Here is a 19,635-nt window from a genome sequence, read left to right on the forward strand (position 1 = left end):
CACCACTCGAACCGACCATCCGACCGGTTTCTCGGATATGGTCGCCGCGGAGGAATCGAAGGGGGTTTGACCGCGTGAACGATGTTACCGACGAGTCACTTTCGCCGGAACCACGGCGGCGCAAGGTGCGCCGACGCAAGACCGACGAGCAGATCGCCGCCGAGCGCCACAAGCGCCGGACCGTCGCGATCGGTTGCACCGCAGGAGCGGTCGTCGTCGTTGGCCTCGGAACCTGGCTGGCTTACGAAGGGCTGCAGGCGAAGTCGAGCCTCGAACAGGCACGGGACTATGCCACCAGTTCCAAAGAGGCTCTGCTGGCTGGCGATACCGAGACGGCCCTGCGCACCGCCGGCGACGCCGACAAGTACGCGAAGCAGGCCCAGGACTCCACCCACTCGCTGCCGTGGAACATCGCCGCGGCGATCCCCTGGCTCGGCAGCCCCTTCGCCTCGAGCCAGCAGATGAGCGACGTTGTGACAGGCCTCACATCGGATGTTCTGGTGCCTGCCGTGGATGCCGGCTCGGCCGTCTCCCCCGATCAGCTGATCCTCGACGGCGCCCGCATCAACCTCGCCGCCCTGCGCGACGCCGCCCCCGTCCTCGAGACCACCGCGGCGGCGGCCGCCGAACTGGACGCGCGCGCGCAGAACATCGACGGCACCTACCTCGGCCCGATCGACGACGCCCGCGTCCAATTGCAGGACCAGACAGCCGAATTGTCCGGTTTGCTCCACAACACTTCCCTCGCGGCCGAGATCGCGCCGGCCATGCTCGGCGCCGACGGGCCGCGCAGCTACTTCATCGGCTTCCAGACCAACGCGGAGGCTCGGGGCACGGGCGGCCTGCTCGGCGGGTTCGGCATCGTCCGCGCGACCGGCGGTGTGGTGCGGGTCGACGACATATCCAGACGGGACTTCATGGGTCCGTTCCAGCCGATTGATCTCGGCCCCGACTTCCAACGCACATATGGACACAGCCAGCCGACGACTCGGGCTGTGAACAGCAACGTCAGCTCCCACTTCCCCTACGCCGCGCAGATCTGGCAGTCCTTGTGGCTGCAGGAATCGGGTGAGCGCGTCGACGGCGCCGTGGCCACCGATCCGGTGGCGCTCAGCTACGTCCTCGAGGTGGTCGGCCCAGTCATACTGCAGGACGGTGAGAAGATCACCGCCGACAACGTCGTGGAACTCACCGAATCCAACGCGTATTCGCGCTTCGGCGACAACCAGGCGGCGCGCAAGCAATACCTTGAGCGGGTGGCATCGGCAGTTGTCCAGAAGATGACCGGCAGCATCAGTCGTCCCCAGGCCCTTCTGGAGGCGCTGGGCCGCGCAGCCGGCGAAGGGCGTCTCGCCGTGTGGAGCGCAAATCCCGACGAACAGGCGGTACTTGCGGACACACCTTTGGGCCACACCGTTCCCGACGATCCGGCACCGTATGCCGGGGTCGTGGTCAACAACCTCGGTGGAAACAAGCTGGACTACCACCTGAGGCGGGAAATCGAGTACACCGCCAGCTCGTGCCGCGGCGACACTCGGACCTCGACGGTCGCAGTGCGACTGACCAACGACCTTCCGGCCGGCAACTTCACCAACTACGTGGCCGGTATGTTCGACAACCCCGTGGGCGCACCGTTCGGCTCCAACCTGACTGATCTGTCTTTGGTTGCGACGCGGGGTGCCAAGCTCGACAAGGTGACGGTGAACGGCACGGCAGCAATGAGCTTCACCGGGCGGGAACTCGGCCATCCGGTGTACAGCGTCCAGTTCGCGATTCCACGTGGCGAAACGGTCGAGGTCGTCTTCGAACTGACTGAACCGACGGCGGGTGGCGAAGCGACCGTTCCGGTACAGCCACTCGTCGATGAGCCGAAGGTCAGCGCGGAAGTGCCTGTGTGTGATTAAGAGCGGGTCGACGACTTACCGCCACCGCCCTGGACCGCCTCGCTTGTAACGTCGGTGTCGGTGGGAGTCCCAGAACCCCCATGTTGCAATTGCGAAACCAACGAACGACAGCAGGTCTGATTCGGTGAGTCCATGACCGGGGTTCAGGACGTACAGCACTCGACCCTCCAGCGGGCCGTTAAGCGGAAGCCAAAGGAAAGACGCCAGCACAGTTGCTGCCGCGGACAATACGTTTGGCCGAGCGAGACACCATGCCGCGGACGCGAAGAGCGAACACATGAAGACGAGGCCATGGAAGACAGCGGTATCAGTCACATTTCCCCAAACACTTGAACCACGACAACTTTGAGGCTGACAGTAATTCTTAGATTTGCAGCCTCACTCCGAGGTAGCCCGCGAGCAGGCACTGATCTCTTCTCATTCTGCCTAAGTACCCCAACACGAATAGGCTTTCCTCCATGTGCGGAATCGTGGGGTACGTCGGGCATCGCCCGGCTCTCGATGTCGTGGTGGAGGCACTGCGGCGGATGGAGTACCGGGGCTACGACTCGGCCGGTGTGGCGGTCCTGGACGGTGCGGGCGGCCTGGCCGTCGAGCGCAAGGCGGGCCGGCTGGCCAATCTCGAGGCCGAGCTCGACGAGGTGGGGGTGGAGCACTTCGCCGGCACCACCGGCATGGGGCACACCCGGTGGGCCACGCACGGTCGTCCCACCGACCGCAATGCGCATCCGCACCGGGACGGGTCGGGGAAGGTGGCGGTGGTGCACAACGGCATCATCGAGAACTTCGCGCCGCTGCGGGTGGAGCTCGAGAAGGCCGGGGTGGAGTTCGCCAGCGACACCGACACCGAGGTGGCGGTGCATCTGGTGGCCCGGGCGTATGCGGACGGGCCGACCGCGGGGGACTTCGAGGCCAGTGCGCTGTCGGTGCTGCGCCGGCTCGAGGGGGCCTTCACGCTGGTGTTCACCCATGCCGACCATCCGGACACGATCGTCGCGGCGCGCCGGTCGACGCCGCTGGTCGTCGGGGTCGGCGACGGCGAGACGTTCGTGGCCTCGGACGTGGCCGCGTTCATCGAGCACACCCGGCACGCGGTGGAGCTGGGCCAGGACCAGGTGGTGGTGATCACCGCCGACGGGTATCAGGTGTCCGATTTCGACGGCGGCACCGACGTGGTGACCCGCCCGTTCGAGATCGACTGGGATCTGGCGGCCGCCGAGAAGGGCGGCCACGACTACTTCATGCTCAAGGAGATCGAGGAGCAGCCCGCCGCGGTGGCCGACACGCTGCTCGGGCACTTCGCCGGGGGCCGCATCGTGCTCGACGAGCAGCGGCTGTCGGATCAGGAGCTGCGCGACGTGGACAAGGTGTTCGTCGTCGCGTGTGGCAGCGCCTACCACTCGGGTCTGGTGGCCAAGTACGCGATCGAGCACTGGACGCGGTTGCCGGTGGAGGTCGAGCTCGCCAGCGAGTTCCGGTACCGGGATCCGGTGCTGGACCGGTCGACGCTGGTGGTGGCGATCTCGCAGTCCGGGGAAACCGCCGACACCCTCGAGGCGGTGCGGCACGCGAAGGATCAGAAGGCACGGGTGCTGGCGGTGTGCAACACCAACGGCGCGCAGATCCCCCGGGAGGCCGACGCGGTGCTCTACACCCGGGCCGGCCCGGAGATCGGGGTGGCCTCGACCAAGGCGTTCCTGGCGCAGGTCGCCGCGAACTACCTGGTGGGGTTGGCGCTGGCGCAGGCCCGCGGCACCAAGTACCCGGACGAGGTGGCCCGCGAGTACGCCGATCTGGCCGCGATGCCGCACCTGATCGCGCGGGTGCTCGAGACGGTCGAGCCGGTGCGGCGCCTGGCGCGGGAGCTGGCGGCGTCGTCGACGGTGCTGTTCCTGGGCCGGCACGTGGGGTATCCGGTGGCGCTCGAGGGTGCGCTCAAGCTCAAGGAGCTGGCGTACATGCACGCCGAGGGCTTCGCCGCCGGCGAGCTCAAGCACGGTCCGATCGCGCTGATCGAGGACGGGCTGCCGGTGATCGTGGTGATGCCGTCGCCGAAGGGCCGGGCGGTGCTGCACTCGAAGCTGCTGAGCAACATCCGGGAGATCCAGGCCCGCGGTGCCCGCACCGTGGTGATCGCGGAGGAGGGCGACGAGGCGGTGCGGCCGTTCGCCGACCACCTCATCGAGATCCCCGCCGCGCCGACGTTGCTGCAGCCGCTGCTGTCGACCGTGCCGCTGCAGGTCTTCGCCGCCGAGGTCGCCCAGGCGCGCGGCTACGACGTCGACAAGCCACGCAACCTCGCCAAGTCCGTGACGGTGGAATAGCGGCTGTTCGCAGTTAGCAGTCGCGTTGATGCCGGCTGGGTGTGCTCCGACGTGAGCGGCGGCTCCATGCCCACCGTACCCGCCCTCGCTGATGATCGGGATTGCGGAACATGAACGCGATCCGTCCGACGTACTTCATCATCCCCCTATCGAGTCCGGCATCGCCGACCGTGACGACCCGACCGCGCACGGTGTGCCAGCCGCACCGGTCCTCGGCGGCGACGGCGGCCACCGAGCGGCCTGCGTCGATGACGGCCGCGGCCGTCATCGCGTCTTCACCCGCAGGGAGACCCGGGCACGGGCCGGCAAGCCCAGTACCGACTCGGTGACCACCATGCGATAGCCTGAATTGTTGTTGCACAAACACTTCCGCTCGGCCACTTGAGTCGGAGCGGTCGGGGCCGACCTCGATGTCAAGGGAATGGGTCGCGACCCAATGCGTCGCCCGCGCCGACCTCTGCCCGCACTGCGGCCACACCCGACCCACCGCGGATCGGTGCCGAGCCTGACGAACAGACCGCCGTCGCCGACGCGCCGCGATGGCTCGACGTCGAGATCGTGCAGCCATCAACTACCGTGAAGCATGCCCGCGTTCCTTGCCGGTCTGGTGGCCTTAAGAACGGCCAGCTCACAAGCGCGCGGGCCCATCTTCAATCACCGAAACGGCACCGGATCGGACAACATCAAGCCCTACCAACTACGAAGAGCCGGAGTAGCACAACACCCCTAAGGCGCCGACACAGCTACGGCCTATCCGCAGACGCGAGACTCGCAGATTTACCGAGTTCGATTTACCGCAACACCAAACAGCGCGGCGGCAATCAGTCCATACGAGATCGATTCTGCATAAAGGGCGCCTGGCGCTCCGTAAAGATACGCGCCGAGCGGCCCCAATCCGAATGATACTAAAGTTACAATAATCCGCATTCTCGTCGCTGGCCATGCTATCCCCATTGCGCGAAGGACAACCGTCGGAACGCTAGAAATGCCAGCCATTAACCGATTCAAGGCTGCCGGAACAATCACAGCACCAATGAGAAACCAAGTCTCACCGAAAAGGCGTGCGCCCAGCCAATCCGGAACAACAGCGAGCCCGAAGGCAGTACCAAACACCGCCGCAGCAACAATCAACGACATTTGCACTGACACCCGACGTATCCCCGCACCCGATCGCAGCTCCTCCCGCTGAAGATGCCGAAGATACGACGACCGAAGGAAATTAATCGCAACGCTTGTCACACCAAAAATGGTCAATGCCGTTCGAAACACTGCGACCTCTTCATCACCAGCAAAGACTGCAATCAGCACCAGTGTTAAATACCCAATGCCTGCGCCAAGGACCGCCTCCACCACAAACGCCGACGACTGACTAATCGCAGATCGGCACCAGCGAAGCGAGTCTCGAAGAGACCACCTATATTGACAATATGCAACGACAGAAACCGCGGACAAGAATCCACCACAACCCCACACAGCCAGCATCGCGGACGGGCCGAGTTCGAATGCCCCAGCCGCGGCCATCCCACCACTAACACCAACAAGAAGTAGAGAGTCGGCAACCAGGAGCGGTGTCAATCGCTCGCCGGCGATCAGTGCATACCTCACAGTATCGTGGAGAATCATACCAATCGCCGAAACCGAAACGGCAACAAACACTTCGCGATACCCGTCCCAAACGACAGCAGCAATCAACGATCCCAATCCTGCAATCCCGCCGACAATAACTGCGAGACCAAGGCAGCTATCGATCTCCGATGCGACTGTCCGATGAAGGCTCCGACGAACGAGTAAAGTCTCACCGCACAGCGCTCGATTCACACTTTGAGCAAGAAGCACGGACGAAACGCCGAGAGAGAACTGACCCAACCCCACCGGCGAAAGGAAATTCGCCGCTACAATCAAAAAGGTCAGCGTACCCAGACTTGCGATAAGTTGATCAGCCATCCCCAACGTTAGCCTACTGTTCCTAAACAGTATCCACCTCCGTAAGGGGCTTCGGCACACCACGCGCATAAGCTCAATCGAAACTAGGAAGGCTTAACGCATTTGCCCAAAGGTTTCGCCCTCCCGGCAAGTCCCTCCATTCTCCCAACAAAAACGGAAAGTCCATCGAGAAATCCCCGCCAGGACCGCGGTTTGAACATCAACAGTCGACCGAGTGAACGGAGAACGAACTCTCCCCTTCGAGGCCGAGAATATCGCATCGCATAGACACGACCTGTCCCTCGTGCGTAATTGCGCAGGCGCAACCGAAGTAAGCCAACATCCCGAACAGCAAGATCATCCTCGTAAACAACCATTCTACTCACATACCGAATCTTCATGCCCGATCCTAAACCACGGAGCAACAGATCGGTCCCCTCACCAGACTGCCACGGCGAATCAGCCCCGACTCCCAAAGACTCGTCAAAGCTCCCGACACGTTCAACAAATCTCCGACTTAACACTAAACCCGCCTCGATCGCCGAGGACCAAACCGAACGATCGTCAAGCCACATATCATCGGCCCCGAAAGCGACTCGCGGAGCATCCAAACCCCCCGTTACCACTTGGCCCGACACCGCATCTGCTCCCGCCTCTATCGCTGATGCCGCGACCGATAATGCACCGTCTGCATACCATGTATCGTCGTCGGCCAGAGCTACCGCGTCCCAATTACATTCCAGAGACTCGATTCCGACCCGCCGAGCGCGAGCGACACCAGGCAAGGATTCAACAACACGGACCGTAAAACTCAGGCCGGACGGAATCTGAGAAAGAACCGACGATGCCTCGCCCTGGTTTACAATTACCACCTCACAAATCGACACCGACTGGCGATCTATCGAACATATCAACCGCTCCAACGAGTTCCGTACGCCAAGGGTTGGCACCACAACTGCGACCTCCATACGCAAGTACCTCCTAGCGATCCGCTTCACTAATATTGGCAACTTGGGAAACGGGTATTGAAGCACGAATACGGTGTCTCGTTCGAACCTCCGGACCACGTACCCTATGTAAGGCAATCAGAAGAACTACGCCCCCCAGTAACACTGGCGCGAACCTACCATGCGTCCAGTAAATAATCCGCAAGAGTTCCAGGATGCCCACAAACGACGAACAATACATCAATAGCGATACCAAGTGCCCCTTGCGCATTCTCGAATAAAGGATGCCAATACCAACACCCAACACGAACCAATACGCCATGCTGAGGAATGTACCGAGGTCCGCGTCCGTCACAAGGAACGTGCCGATATTCGTGTACTCAGGGTTACCCCCTCGCGCGAGGGCCATTCGCCACCACATTGAGGACTCCGCACCGGAAACTTCCGGCTCACCAAACAACTGGCCGACCAACGGCGCATTCCATAGCGCAGCGAAACTCCGATCAAGACTCTGGTATTGATCAGAGACCATCCCATGATATAGCGCAGAATTGTTGACAGCCGTAACGTAATATCCCAACAATCGCTGCGAGTTGAACTCCCAGAAACTCACGCCAAGCGTCTGGCGGTAAAACGACCAACTTCGAGTGTATTCAAATATGCCGAAAATCGACCAGAGTCCCGGAACCGCAAGAAATGGTGCCCAATTGGAAAAGAACCGGCTGAGCCGGGATCTCGATGACGCCCGGTGTACAACAACAGTAACAAGCGCAAACGGAACGACTGCCTCGATGAGGGCGAGCCGCTCAGCGTAGAAGAAGGCTCGAAACGCGCCTAAAGCAACCAACACCACAATGTACTTCCGCATACCGACAACGCTGCAGCGAACCAGGAAGGTCGCTAATGCAATCGCTAACGGGGCCAATTGCGTAAGCGTGGTTATACCTGTAATGGGCGCACTCAGTTGCTTGACCTGGCTGACTGCTCCCGGCTCCAAGTTAAACACGGCGACAAGCTGCCCAAAGTTGACGCCTCGAACTCCGGCAGACACGAGCCAAAACGCATAGCCGAATAACGCACCACCGAAGAACCATTTTGTTATCGAGACTAGGGTGGTTTCCGTGCAAGCGGACACCCGCAGCTCATAATAATTCTTGGTTCGCTTTCCAGATGAAATAAAAATTCCGGCTAGAAAAACAAGTGCGCTGCAGGCGGCCGTAAGCAAATAGTTAGATGTCAAATACTTCGGGGTTTGCCATAGTGCGTACGAGTAATCATCCACTGTCCAAAGGACCGACAGCATAAGGGCAATGAGCACGCTCGCAGCGACAGCCGGGTGCAGCCACCACGGAAAGTAGAGGTGCACCGTCGGCTCAGGGGCGCCTTCCTTACTATCGGGGCCAACCGTGCATGGTGGATCGAACGGCACATCACACTCCAAACGTTCAGCAATGCAGGATCTCAACGACGCCGGCAAACACCACGGTTAGATGCTAACTCCAGCCGAGGAAACCTGACGTCGGAGATCATTGACTAGCGCACAACGAGACTCCGCGATCCGATCCAAGCTCTGCTCGAGTCGATTGCGATACTCCCTACGCGACCCCTCGGAGGATAGGAGAGATCGAACCTTCATCTCGACTTCATCCACATCGACATTATTCGAATTCATAACATAGTCTGAAAGTCCGAGGTCCTCGAATGCGCCAAAGCCCTTCCTTTCGTACGCCAGATGGATAACATAGTGGCCAGCTTGAACTGCCATTAACGCCGCATGAAGCCGCATCGCGATTACAATCCGCCTAGGGAGCGCCGGTGACTCAAGTAGATCGCGGCGAGAAATTATTTCCAGTGGATTCATGGACGCCATTGCCACGCGGTCGTCATTTCCAGAAACAGAACTTTGAACATATCCATCGAAATGACGCAACCGCTCGCCGATTAATCTGACCCTATAAGGTACGGAACCACGCACCTCACGCACTGACAGTACTGGTGTAGCGGATATGGGTTGGTCGTCATTGTATGGCGTGGAGCGAATCGCCAGAACGGCAAGATCTGGGGACCGCACAATATGGTCGAGGTGCGCCTCATGCAGCGACCGATCATCGCGGACGTACAGCAGATCAATCTTCCTCAGAAGATTCCGAGCTAAGGCCCACCCAATCGAACTGAATGGTCCCACGCTCTGCGGCAAGTAAACGGATTGATGTTTGGCGCTCGCGGCGGCGTAGAGCTGCGGTCCCTGGACCAAGAGCCCCTTCATAAACTCGCGCATATTGCTGGCGCGTAAGTATCCCCCTCCGACCCCTACGACCACGTCGAAGTCATTGATTCTGCGGAGGAATTTGAGATAGTGCATGCTGTAGCCAAAAACGCCTGGCTTTGACCTGTGCACGATCGTACCGAGATGCGAGAATGTATGCGGATACGACGCGACGAGTACAAATTCGTGACCTCCGCCTAGGGCCTCATTAAGCAGTTCAAGGGTTTCCTCCACTAGTAATCCGTCGCCGGCATTTTGGGCACTGTAGGCATGCAGGACGGCAATTCTCATTGCGAAACAAGCTCCTTGTATAGCGCGGTATGCTTTTCCACACTTTCCGACCAGTCGAATCGCTGCGCCCACTTCGGACCATCGATCGTCGCGCGCGCCCTCCAGCTAATATCCCCGATAAATTCCGAGAGGCCGCGTGCGATTCCCGACGAATCTAGCTCTTCAAAACGCCTTGCGGGGCCTGCGAGATCTTTGAGGGACCCTCGGGTGGAACATGCAACCGGGGCACCTGCTGCCATTGCTTCCAGTACCGGGAACCCAAACCCCTCGTAGAGGCTCGGGAATACAAAAATGGAGCACTGCTGCAGTAATGCAACCCGATCGGCATCCGATACGAAACCTAGATAGATAACGTTCTTTCCATGCTCGATCCGGCGCATTGTCTCTTCAAAGTTCCATGCGGGACGGCCGGCGATGACCAGCTTCATACCGCATGGCAGAGCTGCCTCATCTTCAACGGCGTCGATAAGTGCATCTAGATTCTTACGTGGCTCAATGTTCCCGATATAGAGCGCAAACTCTACATCACGAAGACGGTGCGCCAGAGTGTCGGACAGATCGGTTTTCGCTCGGAACATTTGAAAGTCAATTCCATGAGGGATAACCGCGATGTCTTCGAGCGCCAGGTTGAAGACGGCGGAGACGTCGTGAGCACTTGATTCGGACACAGTGATGATCCGGTCCGTCGACTTGATCGCCCGTGCCACCCTCGCTCTCCATATATTCTCCTGCGTCCAAGTACGCGCAGTCGAGATCCAGCGACTTGCAACTCCATGCACGGTTACCACTGAAGGTCCACGCGTCGAGAATATGGGACCGGTATCAGCGGTGTAGTGCAGAATCGTATTTGAACTCTGTACTCGCATGCCCTGGAGTGTTTCCAGGAGAGCTGTGTGCGGCGCGTTTCGGCCACTTGCGATTCGAGCTGTTTCAATACCCCGCGCACGTAGACCTGCCTCCAGCGCCCGAGTGTACGTCGTGTTTCCACCCACGTGTGTATCAATAATCCGACGCGGGAATGCGACTCTCACTTGTCATTTCTCCGATACGTATCTGTATACCTCGTCGAGTGCCCCAGCTTGCAATCGCGAGTTCATTTTGTCGAGCAAGAGGCGTCCTCGGCGCACAAGGTCAGCTTTCAGGTCGGAACTTGCGGTTCTGACTATTGCATCAGCGGCCTCAGCCGTTGTGGAAACAATCCGCAAGGGCGTTCCGGCGAACGCAGCGATATTGCGTACGACGATCGGAATGTCCAATGCAGCAGCATCGAGCACTGCAAGCGGAAACCCCTCATATCTCGCAGTGTGAAAATATACTGAGCTGCTACTTAGAGTGCGAGCTAGTTCAGCTCCCGACTTCCAACCGGTTACCTCGACTCCGGACGCATGTAGAATTTGTTCTAGGTGCTCATCGCCAGCGCCGATCCAACGAAATCTGATCCGAGGATGACGCGAGCGCACCGTACGTGCAACGGCTGCAAAAAACTCTGGATCCTTCTGTGTCGTCACACGACCGGACATCGATACGATGAACTCCCGAGGAGGCCGAGTGTCGCTCTTTTCTGTCCCAGGTCCTTCGATTGACGGTACGTTCGGAACTACGAACACACGGTTGTAGCGCGAAAGACCTTCCGCCAGCTCCTTTTCGTGCGGACTCAATGCAATCGTAGCGGCGGTACGTCGTGACATCATCTTCTCGGCAGCGCGGAACGCCGAACGGCGGACTACGCCCTTTGATGAGTCTTCGAACGCGTAGCAGTGGGGTTGGTATATCACAGGAACCGGCGCAGAGCGGATGCGTGCGTAAACGCCGGCCCAGCTCGAATGCGCGTGGATTGCATCCGCAGAGTAGTGGCGCGCGGCCCGCTTTACTGCTCGGATCCGAGCAACGTGGCCGGACGGCAGTGGTTCTACGTTGCGAAATAGCTCCTGTTCTGCCCAAATATTCCCGCCGGTTGCCATTAAGTAGTGCTCGATATCCGGAACTGCTTCCGCTATCGCGCAGAGCGCATGTCGGACGCCGGCGTCGTAGCATTCCGTTACGTGAAGGACCTTCATAGTGGATCTGCTCCGAACGGGAGCCGATTCGGTCTCAGAAGTCGGGTTTCCCGGCGGCGTATCACTAGTAGGCACCGCGGCTCGTCAGGACGGCTCGTACAGTTCGTCCGATAATCATCAAATCTTGAATCATCGACCAATTTTCAACGTAGAATAGGTCTAAACGCACTCGTTCCTCCTCGGGTAGATCCGAGCGCCCAGATACCTGCCATAACCCAGTCATGCCAGGGCGCACAAGCATTCTTCGTTCTACAAAGTGCTTGATTCCCATTCCCTCGCCGGGCACCAAGGGCCGCGGCCCGACGAGACTCATGTCCCCGAGCAGTACATTGAAGAGCTGAGGAAGCTCGTCAACGCTTGTTCTTCTGATTAGTCGCCCGATCGGAGTGATTCGGGGATCGCGTGCAGACTTGAAAAACGACGTCTCGGAGTGATCGCCATGGCGCCTCATGTCGTCGATCAGTCTGTCGGCATTCGGAATCATCGACCGGAACTTCCACATTCGAAATTCGCGTCCGTCCAGACCAATCCGAGTCTGCTTATAGAACACGGGTCCTTGATCCGTAATCTTTATGATGGCTGAAACCAGGAGAAGGACCGGCATTAGTACAAGGAGGAGGAAGACCGCACCTGTGCGGTCAAAGGCCACCTTCGCGAATCTCGTCGCGCCCTGGTAGTTCGGCTTCTCGACGTGGAGTAGCGGTAGTCCGGCGATCGGGCGCATTACGACTCTTGGCCCGGCGACGTCGACGACGTTCGGAGCGACGATGAGGTCCACGTTGCGCGGCTCAAGCGCCCATGCAAGCTCCTTGATTCCCTCGTGCCCGAGATGTTCAGTTGCTGAAACCGCGACTGTATCCGCGTTGGAGAACTCAAGTGCCTCAAGAACGGAACGGTCGTCACCTAGTATGGGAATCGCGCGCTGATCAACAACAACGTGGTCACCCTTGTTCCCAGTGTGTCCGGGTATGCAGACCCCGATTACCTCAAACCCTGCTGATGGTTGACGCTCAAAAGACCGCGCGAGGTGGTGTACCGACTGTGGGCCGCCGACGACTAGCACGGAGGTTCTAAGCTCCCCCTTGCGGCGCAACTTGACGACGAGGCGTCGCCAGGCCCATCTGTTCACTAACAGCCCTGCAAGTCCGACCGGGAGTGCGATCGCCAAGTATCCGCGGGCAATATCAAGACGGAAGAGCAAAGAGATTATTGCGATGAGTCCAAAGAAGCGGAAGGTCGCGCTTCCGATACGTCGATACTCTTCCGGCCCTGTGCCAATGACTCTAGTCGAGCGGGTGTCGTGAATGGCGAGGGTGGAAATCCACAAAATGGCCAGAGCACAGGTCACGCTGTTGTACGTGAGGTGTATTGCCGATGGCGTATATGCTGCTGGGTCCGAGCCTCCGAAACGGACGAGATGAGCGAGGCCCATCGATATCACCACGACTAGGCCGTCCGTGACCCATAATGTCCTGGCGTACTTCTGCTGCCAAGCCTGGCGTGCACGTCGCCCTGTCACACTCTGTCGTTTGCTGTTGCCGGCAAGTGCAAGATAGTTATCGGTCGTCTCTTCAACGTTCGCGCCGATGGCGTTCAATGAGTTCTCCCACATAATTTCGCCAATTTCCGGTTGCCAGTGACAGAGCAGCGGTGGAGACGACACTGGCACATCTGCCGTACATTTCATTTCTTGGGCACGCTGGGTGCCCTCGAAGCCGCCGTCATGTACTCAAATTGCAGATGGGCGTTTCTCGCCAGAGATTGCGGACCACACAAGGTGGTTGCGCGGCATGGCCTCGGAAAAGCAATATCGCTCGAACGAATGGCGCGCTATCCGGATAGCAATCCGCGCGCCGCTCACGAGCGAGACTGTCGCGATAGCGCCGAAGTGCCGGAGCGTTCCGGAGATCATGCGTTGCAACTCCTCGTATCCGCTGCTGACGACGCGACGTGATCGGGTGTGGAAGAGCACGAGAGTCGCGGTCCACGCCGCAGCGAGGCAGACCGACACGACGGCATAGTTCAACTTTGTGAACGGGGTGGCTGCGAGCAGGTCCGCCTCCCCGAAATGAACGACGCGAGCAAGGACGATGGCCAAGACGACGTTGCCGGTCCAGAACGGGCGCCTGCCATACGCCTTCCGCCATGACCGTCGGGTGTTGCCGGAGCGGTCTCCGACCAGATAGGGCCCGTGCCTTGCTGGCACGTCCCTTGTGGAGTCGGCCGTGGTGTGCATCCGGTCCGACTGGTCCACTGCTGATTTCATTCTGTTCCCTCCCCGAGCCCCACACGGGCGAGGTGCCCGTACTGGTGCGATCACCTCGGGCGGAACACGCGGACGGCATCGATGGTGTGTGAATACCTCCCCGTACCGCACACATCTCAAACCTGCGTTGCCCTCGGTAAGGAACATCTTGGGCCATTGGCCAACGACTTGCATCTCGATCGAGATGCGCCTGGGACCGGCGATGGGGCACGCTGACCTGGGGTGATCTCCTACTTCTCAGTAACTTCTCAGCAATTACCAGGTCAGACGGTTTGTTCCCACCAGAGGGCTGTCGACCATTCGGTCGTAGGCGATTCTTCGTTACAGTGTGAAATGTCACACACGGCCGCGACATGCAACTGAGGCGGCAGCAAGTTGGACGAATGACCAGTTCAACTGAACGTACAGATTGTAGGAGGCAAAGGCTAATACAGAACATGTACTTGCCGTGCAAGATTTCGAATCTCGGGGCAGGTGTTACCGGCGTATTCGCCGGCACGGCAGTGCAGTCAGGCCTCCTCAACGCCGACCGGCATGTTTGACATGCCCTGACCTGGAAGAGTCTTCGGCGAGTATCGGCGACGGCCTCGTGCATTGCCCCGTGGCCGCACACTGGCAAACGAGGAAGGTCGCGAGTTTCGCGCGATGGGTTAAACTTCGCACAATCGCGCATTCCTGCGGAAACTCTCCCACACCGCGACAGTGCGGCGCGTACTTGTTCCGACCGACATTCCTGATGGCGCGGGTGCCTTCCCGCATATGGGCATCCGATTTGCCCCAATCGAGAGACGAGGTGTCGCCATGGGCGAATTGATCGCCGAGAACCCGAGCGTGTTCAAGACGGCGGTGGTGCCGGCTGCGGGTATGGGCACGCGGTTTCTCCCCGCAACCAAGACGGTGCCCAAGGAACTCCTGCCCGTCGTGGACACCCCCGGCATCGAACTGGTCGCCTCGGAGGCTGCCGAGTCAGGTGCGGGCCGCCTGGTCATCGTCACCGCGCCGGGCAAGGCCGGCGTTGTCGCGCACTTCGTCGAGGACCTGGTCCTCGAGAATCACCTGGCGGCGAAGGGCAAGCATCACCTGCTCGAAAAGGTGCGCAAGGCACCGAGATTGCTCGACGTCGAATCCGTCGTTCAAGCCGAGCCGCTCGGTCTCGGACATGCGGTTGGTTGCGCTGAGCAGGCCCTCGACGACGACGAGGACGCGATTGCGGTCCTCCTTCCCGACGATCTCGTCCAGCCCTGCGGCGTCCTCGAGGTGATGGCCCGTGTGCGCGCCAAGCGCGGCGGCACCGTCCTGTGCGCCATCGACGTGCCGAAAGCCCAGGTCAGTTCGTACGGCGTCTTCGAGGTCCAGGAGGTGCCCGGCGTCGCGAACCCGGATGTGATGAAGGTGCTCGGCATGGTCGAGAAACCGAAGCTCGAGGACGCGCCGTCCACCCTCGCCGCAGCCGGCCGTTACCTGCTCGACCGCGCGATCTTCGATGCGCTGCGCCGTGTAAAGCCCGGCGTGGGCGGGGAACTGCAGCTCACCGATGCCATCTCGCTGCTGATCGACGAGGGCCACCCCGTACACGTCGTCGTCCACCGCGGCTCGCGGCACGACCTCGGCAATCCCGGCGGTTACCTGCGAGCGTGCGTCGACTCGGCCCTGGCGAGCCCGGAGTACGGCCCGATGCTGCGATCCTGGCTGACGGACCGGCTCAAGCAGATCGATCCGGACGCTGCGACCGGCGCCCTGCAGTAGGACCCGGCCGCCGGCGGACCTGGTTACTCCGTCATCGGCCCATGCCGCGGTAGCGCCAGCCGTGGGAACGCCAGCGCTGCGCGTCGAGGCAGTTGCGCCCGTCCAGAACGGTGCGCGCCCGAACTGCTGCGCTGATCTCCTCCGGATCCAGTTCTTTGAAGTCTTGCCACTCGGTGAGTACCAGTACAGCGTCGGCACCTCGGCATGCCTCGGGGATGTCCGCCGCGTAGGTGAGGGTGGGGAACAGCCGTCGAGAGTTCTCCATTGCTTTCGGATCGAAGACCGTCACCGCTGCTCCCTGCAATTGGAGCTGTCCCGCCACGTTGAGAGCTGGGGAGTCCCGAACGTCATCGGAGTCGGGCTTGAAGGCCGCGCCCAAGACTGCGATCCGGGCGCCCAGGAGCGATCCGCCGCAGGCTTCTTTCGTCATCTCGACCATCGTGGTGCGGCGCCCCATGTTGATGCCGTCCACCTCCCGGAGCAGGTGCAGAACGTTGTTGGCACCAAGCTCGCCGGCCCGCGCCATGAACGCCCGGATATCCTTCGGCAAGCACCCACCTCCGAATCCGAGGCCGGCATTGAGGAATCGCCGCCCGATCCGGGCGTCGTAGCCGAGCGCATCGGCCAGCTCGACCACATCTGCGCCACTCGCTTCGCAGACCTGTGCGACGGCGTTGATGAACGAGATCTTTGTTGCCAAGAATGCGTTCGCAGCAGCCTTCACGAGTTCGGCCGTGGCAATGTTCGTGACCAGGAAGGGCACGCCCTCCGCGATCTGGCACGCGTAGAAGTCACGCAGTGTCGCTTCGGCTCGCCCGCCGCGACTAGGGTCGACCCCGACGACCAGCCGATCCGGGGCGAGAGTGTCCTGTACCGCGTACCCCTCGCGAAGGAACTCGGGGTTCCACGCCACCTCGACGTCGTCGCCGGCCGGTGCGGCGCTCCTGGCACGCTCTGCCAGTTGCTCGGCTGTTCCGACCGGCACCGTCGACTTCCCGACGATCAGCGTCGGACGGGTCAGGAGCGGGGCGAGCGCGTCGACGACCGCATGCAACTGGGACAGATCCGCGGCGAATTCGCCGCTCTTCTGTGGGGTGCCGACACCGATGAAGTGGATGTCCGCAAAGTCTGCCGCCTCGGCGTAGGACGTGGTGAAACGAAGCCGTCCGCATTCGAGGTTTCGTCGCAATACCTCGGAAAGGCCGGGCTCGAAGAAGGGCACCTCCCCTGCCTCCAGCTTCGCGATCTTCCCGGGGTCGATGTCGACGCCCAGGACGTCATGCCCCAGTTCTGCCATACATGCGGCGTGAGTGGCGCCCAGGTATCCCGTGCCGAAGACTGTGCAACGCATTCTCCCAGAGGTACTCAGCGGGCGTGTTCAGCACACCGATGCACGCTGAGTACTGAACCAACAATGTGTGAAGAGTTGGCGCTGTCGGCCCACTCAGGTCGACTCCGACGGAACTGGCAGTGTTGCCGCGAACACCGTCGCGTGAGGACTCCTGGCCTGTACAACGAGTTCGGGGTCCGAGCCCGGAACCCACGCCGCTTCCCCCCGCTCGAGGTTCAGTATCTGATCGCTACACCGCAGCTGAGCTGATCCCTCCACGCAGAGCAGGATCCGTGACGCCGGGCCACCGAATGCAGCAGAGGTCGGTCTCGAAGTACCCGATAGATCCAATTCGGCGCGCACCAACTCGAACTCGCGCACCGGCGGTGCGTACAGGCATTCGTCCCTGTCGATGCGTGCACGTACCCATGGCACGTCCACCGATCCGAAGTCGAGCACGCGCAGCAGTTCCGGCACGTCCACGTGCTTGGACGTGAGCCCGCCGCGGAGCACGTTGTCCGAGTTCGCCATGATCTCCACGGCTGTGCCCCGCAGGTATGCGTGGAGGTTGCCCGCCGGCAGGAACAATGCGTCGCCCGGTTCCATGCTCACCCGGTTGAGCAGGAGCGACGCGATGACGCCCGGGTCCTCGGCGTAGGCCCGGCCTAGGTCGAGGGCGGTGCGTGCGGCAACGGTGAACTCGTCGTCCGAGCCGGCCCGCGCCGCCAGGTAGCGCTCGCACCCGGCCAGAACGGCGTCCGTCAACGCGACGAGAGACTTGGTCGGCAGCGTCATCCACGCGGTGAACAGGGCGCGCAGCCCCGTCGCGTCGAGGTGGTCGCCCAACTCCGACGCGTAGGGAGTCAGTTCGGGGACGCTCAGGTCACGAAGGAACTCGACCGTCTCGGTCGGGGCCCGAAAGCCGGCCAGCGCCTCGAAACGGCTCAGCGCCACGACCATCTCGGGCTTGTGGTTGTCGTCCCGATAGTTGCGGTGCGGTGCGCCCAGTGGAATTCCGGCGTCGTTCTCCCGCGCGAACCCCTCCCGAGCCTGCGCCCGGCTCGGATGCGCCTGCAACGAGAGCGGCTGCTCGGCCGCGAGGACTTTCAACAGGAACGGCAGCCGGCCGTCGAATTCTCGGGCACATTCCGATCCGAGCTGGCCTTCGGGATCGCGAGCAATGAGATCGAGCAGCGACACGGTGGTGCCGTCTTCGTCCACCACGGCCGGGGCCGCCGGATGGGCACCGAGCCACAATTCGGCTTCGGGTTCCTCGGTGGGCGCAGGCCGGCCGGTCAGCTCGGCCAGCGCGGTGTGCGAACCCCACGAATAGTTGCGAACGGCCCCGCGAAGCGGATACATCGAGCTCCTCCCCGGAACCGGATCAGCTTGTCCTACATGTCTCTACACGTCGGTGGAGAACCGGACCCCGCCGTCCGGCAGGACGACTCCCGGCCACACCCGCGCGCCGCGTAGCAGTTCACAGCGGGCTCCGACCTCGGCGCCGTCGCCGATCACGGCGTCACGAACCAGAGCACGCGGCCCGATCCGGGCACCGAATCCCACGATCGAGCGCTCCACCACCGCTCCCGCGTCGATGCGTGCGCCGTCGAACACCGCGACTCCGTCGAGCCGGGCTCCGCCACCGACCACGACGTCGCGGCCGACCACGGTTCCGCCGATCAGCATCGCCCCGGGGGCGACGCGGGCTGTCGGGTGTATGCGGGCCTCGCCGCGCTCACCGTCGAGCGCCGGCGACGGCGCAATTCCCCGGACCAGGTCGGCCGAGCCCTTGACGAAGTCGTCCGGCGTCCCCATGTCACGCCAATACGCGGCGTCGACGTGGCCGAACACGCGGGCGCCGTCGACGAGCAGCGCCGGGAATACCTCCCGCTCCACCGAGACGGGACGTCCGGCCGGGATCTTCTCGATCCACTCGCGACGGAAGACGTAGCAGCCGGCGTTGATCTGATCGGTCGGCGGATCCTGTGTCTTCTCCAGGAACGCCGTGACCCGTCCGTCCGCGTCGGTGGGCACGCATCCGAAGGCGCGTGGATCGGCGACGCGCACCAGGTGCAGCGTCACGTCGGCGTGGTTGACCTCGTGCGTGTGCAGGATCTCGCGCAGGTCGCTGCCGCCGAGAACGTCGCCGTTGAACACCATGACGTTGTCGGAGCGCAGGTGGGGCAGCACGTTGCGGATGCCGCCGCCGGTGCCGAGCGGCTCGGTCTCGGTGACGTACTCGATCTCCAGCCCCATGCTCTCGCCGCTACCGAAGTACTCCTCGAATACCTCGGCCTTGAACGACGTACCGAGCACCACGTGGGTGATGCCCGCGCTCCTGATCCGCGCGAGCAGATGCGTCAGAAAGGGCAGTCCCGCCGTGGGCAGCATCGGCTTGGGCGCCGACAGCGTCAGGGGCCGCAGACGCGTTCCCTTGCCTCCCACCAGGACCACCGCATCGGTCGCGGCTCCTCCGCCCATGTCCCTCCCCTATCGAACGCGCGCGCCCGGCGCGACCGTGCGCGAATGCAACTGCCACTCCCGGGAACCACGCGGTGGCGGCATCCCGTGGAGGATG

14 protein-coding genes and 1 pseudogene are annotated in these 19,635 nt (G+C 61.6%); 3 read left to right on the forward strand and 12 right to left on the reverse strand.

The annotated features are described in order from the left end of the window. Positions 1 to 74: 74 nt before the first annotated feature. Together KZJ41_RS22135 and glmS are read left to right on the forward strand one after the other, a co-directional pair. On the forward strand, positions 75 to 1,904 hold the full coding sequence (locus tag KZJ41_RS22135; RefSeq protein WP_373566446.1) for a DUF4012 domain-containing protein: 1,830 nt from the start codon (positions 75 to 77) through the stop codon (positions 1,902 to 1,904). 458 nt (positions 1,905 to 2,362) lie between these two features. Beyond that, the gene (gene glmS / locus KZJ41_RS22145; RefSeq protein WP_029544805.1) at positions 2,363 to 4,228 is read left to right on the forward strand and encodes a glutamine--fructose-6-phosphate transaminase (isomerizing); all 1,866 of its coding nucleotides are present in this window, start codon (positions 2,363 to 2,365) and stop codon (positions 4,226 to 4,228) included. A gap of 13 nt (positions 4,229 to 4,241) precedes the next feature. Here glmS and KZJ41_RS28620 read toward each other — a convergent pair. From KZJ41_RS28620 to KZJ41_RS22175, 9 genes and pseudogenes are all read right to left on the reverse strand, one after another. Then, positions 4,242 to 4,860 (reverse strand): annotated as a pseudogene (locus tag KZJ41_RS28620) (hypothetical protein). Between the two features lie 145 nt (positions 4,861 to 5,005). Then, complete coding sequence (locus KZJ41_RS22150; RefSeq protein ID WP_251549628.1) at positions 5,006 to 6,172, reverse strand: hypothetical protein; 1,167 nt, start codon at positions 6,170 to 6,172, stop codon at positions 5,006 to 5,008. 83 nt (positions 6,173 to 6,255) lie between these two features. After that, positions 6,256 to 7,119: a glycosyltransferase family 2 protein gene (locus KZJ41_RS28625; RefSeq protein ID WP_373566447.1), complete on the reverse strand. Its 864-nt coding sequence runs from the start codon at positions 7,117 to 7,119 to the stop codon at positions 6,256 to 6,258. Between the two features lie 13 nt (positions 7,120 to 7,132). Next, on the reverse strand, positions 7,133 to 8,527 hold the full coding sequence (locus KZJ41_RS22155; protein ID WP_251549630.1) for an oligosaccharide repeat unit polymerase: 1,395 nt from the start codon (positions 8,525 to 8,527) through the stop codon (positions 7,133 to 7,135). Positions 8,528 to 8,584: 57 nt separating this feature from the next. After that, complete coding sequence (locus KZJ41_RS22160; protein ID WP_251549632.1) at positions 8,585 to 9,655, reverse strand: polysaccharide pyruvyl transferase family protein; 1,071 nt, start codon at positions 9,653 to 9,655, stop codon at positions 8,585 to 8,587. Next, complete coding sequence (locus KZJ41_RS22165; protein ID WP_251549634.1) at positions 9,652 to 10,521, reverse strand: glycosyltransferase family 1 protein; 870 nt, start codon at positions 10,519 to 10,521, stop codon at positions 9,652 to 9,654. The genes KZJ41_RS22160 and KZJ41_RS22165 overlap by 4 nt, the downstream gene beginning before the upstream one ends. Positions 10,522 to 10,689: 168 nt before the next feature. Next, complete coding sequence (locus KZJ41_RS28630; protein ID WP_373566448.1) at positions 10,690 to 11,712, reverse strand: glycosyltransferase; 1,023 nt, start codon at positions 11,710 to 11,712, stop codon at positions 10,690 to 10,692. Between the two features lie 64 nt (positions 11,713 to 11,776). Beyond that, on the reverse strand, positions 11,777 to 13,309 hold the full coding sequence (locus KZJ41_RS22170; protein ID WP_251549636.1) for a sugar transferase: 1,533 nt from the start codon (positions 13,307 to 13,309) through the stop codon (positions 11,777 to 11,779). 132 nt (positions 13,310 to 13,441) lie between these two features. Next, positions 13,442 to 13,978 (reverse strand): hypothetical protein, encoded by a 537-nt coding sequence (locus KZJ41_RS22175; RefSeq protein ID WP_251549638.1) that lies wholly within the window; start codon positions 13,976 to 13,978, stop codon positions 13,442 to 13,444. Between the two features lie 801 nt (positions 13,979 to 14,779). On the opposite strand from KZJ41_RS22175, the gene KZJ41_RS22180 reads away from it, so the two are divergent. After that, positions 14,780 to 15,724 carry a UTP--glucose-1-phosphate uridylyltransferase gene (locus KZJ41_RS22180; protein WP_251549640.1) on the forward strand — a complete coding sequence of 315 codons (945 nt, stop codon included), beginning with the start codon at positions 14,780 to 14,782 and terminating at the stop codon, positions 15,722 to 15,724. A 31-nt stretch (positions 15,725 to 15,755) separates the two neighbouring features. Here the strand turns inward: KZJ41_RS22180 and KZJ41_RS22185 are convergent, their stop codons facing one another. The 3 genes from KZJ41_RS22185 to KZJ41_RS22195 all read right to left on the reverse strand — a co-directional run bounded on the left by KZJ41_RS22185 (position 15,756) and on the right by KZJ41_RS22195 (position 19,538). Beyond that, positions 15,756 to 17,075: a UDP-glucose/GDP-mannose dehydrogenase family protein gene (locus KZJ41_RS22185; RefSeq protein ID WP_043797029.1), complete on the reverse strand. Its 1,320-nt coding sequence runs from the start codon at positions 17,073 to 17,075 to the stop codon at positions 15,756 to 15,758. Between the two features lie 93 nt (positions 17,076 to 17,168). Then, complete coding sequence (manA, locus tag KZJ41_RS22190) at positions 17,169 to 18,416, reverse strand: mannose-6-phosphate isomerase, class I (RefSeq protein WP_050035770.1); 1,248 nt, start codon at positions 18,414 to 18,416, stop codon at positions 17,169 to 17,171. 42 nt (positions 18,417 to 18,458) lie between these two features. Further along, on the reverse strand, positions 18,459 to 19,538 hold the full coding sequence (locus KZJ41_RS22195; protein WP_050035771.1) for a sugar phosphate nucleotidyltransferase: 1,080 nt from the start codon (positions 19,536 to 19,538) through the stop codon (positions 18,459 to 18,461). Positions 19,539 to 19,635 lie beyond the last annotated feature (97 nt).

It is taken from the genome of Rhodococcus sp. 11-3 (genome assembly GCF_023704055.1).
In the GTDB taxonomy this organism is placed as follows: Bacteria; Actinomycetota; Actinomycetes; order Mycobacteriales; family Mycobacteriaceae; genus Rhodococcus; species Rhodococcus aetherivorans.

What these genes read in the sequence shown, in the direction of transcription:
- glmS (WP_029544805.1), top strand. Translation starts at nt 2,363, where the DNA reads ATGTGCGGAATCGTGGGGTACGTCGGGCATCGCCCGGCTCTCGATGTC.
- KZJ41_RS22150 (WP_251549628.1), bottom strand. Translation starts at nt 6,172, where the DNA reads ATGGCTGATCAACTTATCGCAAGTCTGGGTACGCTGACCTTTTTGATT.
- KZJ41_RS28625 (WP_373566447.1), bottom strand. Translation starts at nt 7,119, where the DNA reads ATGGAGGTCGCAGTTGTGGTGCCAACCCTTGGCGTACGGAACTCGTTG.
- KZJ41_RS22160 (WP_251549632.1), bottom strand. Translation starts at nt 9,655, where the DNA reads ATGAGAATTGCCGTCCTGCATGCCTACAGTGCCCAAAATGCCGGCGAC.
- KZJ41_RS22165 (WP_251549634.1), bottom strand. Translation starts at nt 10,521, where the DNA reads ATGCGAGTACAGAGTTCAAATACGATTCTGCACTACACCGCTGATACC.
- KZJ41_RS28630 (WP_373566448.1), bottom strand. Translation starts at nt 11,712, where the DNA reads ATGAAGGTCCTTCACGTAACGGAATGCTACGACGCCGGCGTCCGACAT.
- KZJ41_RS22175 (WP_251549638.1), bottom strand. Translation starts at nt 13,978, where the DNA reads ATGAAATCAGCAGTGGACCAGTCGGACCGGATGCACACCACGGCCGAC.
- KZJ41_RS22180 (WP_251549640.1), top strand. Translation starts at nt 14,780, where the DNA reads ATGGGCGAATTGATCGCCGAGAACCCGAGCGTGTTCAAGACGGCGGTG.
- KZJ41_RS22185 (WP_043797029.1), bottom strand. Translation starts at nt 17,075, where the DNA reads ATGCGTTGCACAGTCTTCGGCACGGGATACCTGGGCGCCACTCACGCC.
- manA (WP_050035770.1), bottom strand. Translation starts at nt 18,416, where the DNA reads ATGTATCCGCTTCGCGGGGCCGTTCGCAACTATTCGTGGGGTTCGCAC.
- KZJ41_RS22195 (WP_050035771.1), bottom strand. Translation starts at nt 19,538, where the DNA reads ATGGGCGGAGGAGCCGCGACCGATGCGGTGGTCCTGGTGGGAGGCAAG.